At 41.7% G+C, this 1,717-nt stretch carries 1 protein-coding gene; it reads right to left on the bottom strand.

Annotated features, from left to right (window positions below; genetic code table 11):
- Window positions 1-43: 43 nt before the first annotated feature.
- A complete protein-coding gene (locus QUB08_RS31815; protein WP_333230270.1) occupies window positions 44-1,624 on the bottom strand; it encodes an IS1182 family transposase in 1,581 nt (526 codons plus the stop codon).
- Window positions 1,625-1,717 lie beyond the last annotated feature (93 nt).

Below are 1,717 nucleotides of genomic sequence, written 5' to 3'. Positions count from 1 at the left end.
CTAGAGAGCCAGTCCAGTAGAAGTAGTTGACAAACCAATATAATTATGCTGTCGTCTCTATTGGGTTCATAAGTAGCATTTTAGCCAAAACATGAAGATTATGAACAACCGCCATACGTCGTAAATCAAAAAGATTCTTCCGTAGCCCGATGTAACGAGCCTGTTCCCCTTGCCATTGCCCGATTTTAGCTAAACAATGTTCAACTGAAACACGTTCACGGAGTTTAGCTCTTCCTTGGACTGTTTTTTGGCGCTCTCTTAATTCTTTTAATAATAATTCGTCAGCATGAATCGAAACGCTACGACCATTTTTACTTTCCGTACATTGTGAACGCAGAGGACAAATATTACATTCATCTTTAGAAAAATGAACTACTTGTCCTTGCAAAAAAGGTAAGTTTATTCCATTTGGACAAATAATTTTAGAGTTCTCCCAATCTAAGACAAACGCTGTTTTGTCAAAGAGTTTACCGTTTCGCACTCGCCATGATTTACAGATAATTGTTAAATCAGTGTCACGTTGTTTAACGAAGTGGCTAGTTAAATATGCGCGATCAATTTGTAATTCTTTTAACTTGACTTTTTGGGATTGTAGGTCAGTTTCAATTGATACTGTAACTTCGGCTTCAGGTTGATTGGCGCTGGTGACTCCAACGGCTCGCACCAGGCCTAAATCTAAATCTTTAAGAACATGGCGCTTATAACCGTTAAAACGTTGATTACTGCTCTTACGTCCATGACGCATATCTTGATCTTCAATTGAAATACGACGATTTCGTGCTACACCCTTACGGAGCTTTGGGCAACCATTTGAGCCCTCCTCAATATCCTGTGCTTCGATTATTCGTGCATCCTCAATGCTTTGTTGTGCTTGAGTTACTGCTGTTGCATTCAGGTCAGTTCGCCCGCTCACCCAAGACTCAACATTGTTAAGTGTTTCTAGTATCGTTGTTAATGCTTGTACTTTTTGCTTTGGGTCGTCCCAATCTAAATCTAAAGTCGCTTTTAAGCTGCTTCCGGCTACTATATCTGCTCCTGCTTGTGATGCAATAGTAGATAAATCCTGTTTCTGGTCGCGAGCTATAATCTCTAAAGCTTTGCGCAGCGCGTGACCTAAAAGATTATAAGTGTCTTCTACCCGTGCTGCTCCCCATAGCGGACTTGAATCAAGTGCTGCTCTTAATGTGCGAGAATTATAACCCTGACGCATTTGAGCCATTTCAATCGTTCTCTCTATTAACATTCGGTCTCCTTCACAGGCAATTAAGGCTGCGCGAAACCTCACTAGCGTACCTTTACCAAAAGGTGCTTGCTCCCTATCCAGGCAATCTAAAACTAACTGCCACCGTCTGTCCATTACCATTGCTTCTATAGCTTCATCATCACTTACTCCCGTATAAGCTTGTAATATGATCGCAAGTGCTATCTGGGCCGGTGGCACTGGGCATAAGCCCACGCTACTGTCTTTAAATACTTTGGCTAGTTCCTGTTGAAATTGGTCATCAAATAACTCATGGCGTATTTCCCTCAAGAAGAGGAACAGCTTCGCTTTACGAATGCGTTGAGCGACTTTTTTTTCACTTGCCAACAGTTCGATGGGAGGATTCCAAACGGGTGGACGCATAGCTATGTACTCCTGGTATCACATTTACTTATAAATCAGCATCAGCAGAAACTGTATTTTTTGTCAACTACTTCTACTGGACTGCCTCTCTAG

The sequence above is a fragment of the Microcoleus sp. BR0-C5 genome (genome assembly GCF_036705045.1).
In the GTDB taxonomy this organism is placed as follows: domain Bacteria; phylum Cyanobacteriota; class Cyanobacteriia; order Cyanobacteriales; family Microcoleaceae; genus Microcoleus.
This window is presented reverse-complemented; position numbering and strand designations above follow the sequence as displayed.

Coding starts and splice junctions, on each gene's coding strand:
- QUB08_RS31815 (WP_333230270.1), bottom strand. CDS start 1,624: ATGCGTCCACCCGTTTGGAATCCTCCCATCGAACTGTTGGCAAGTGAA.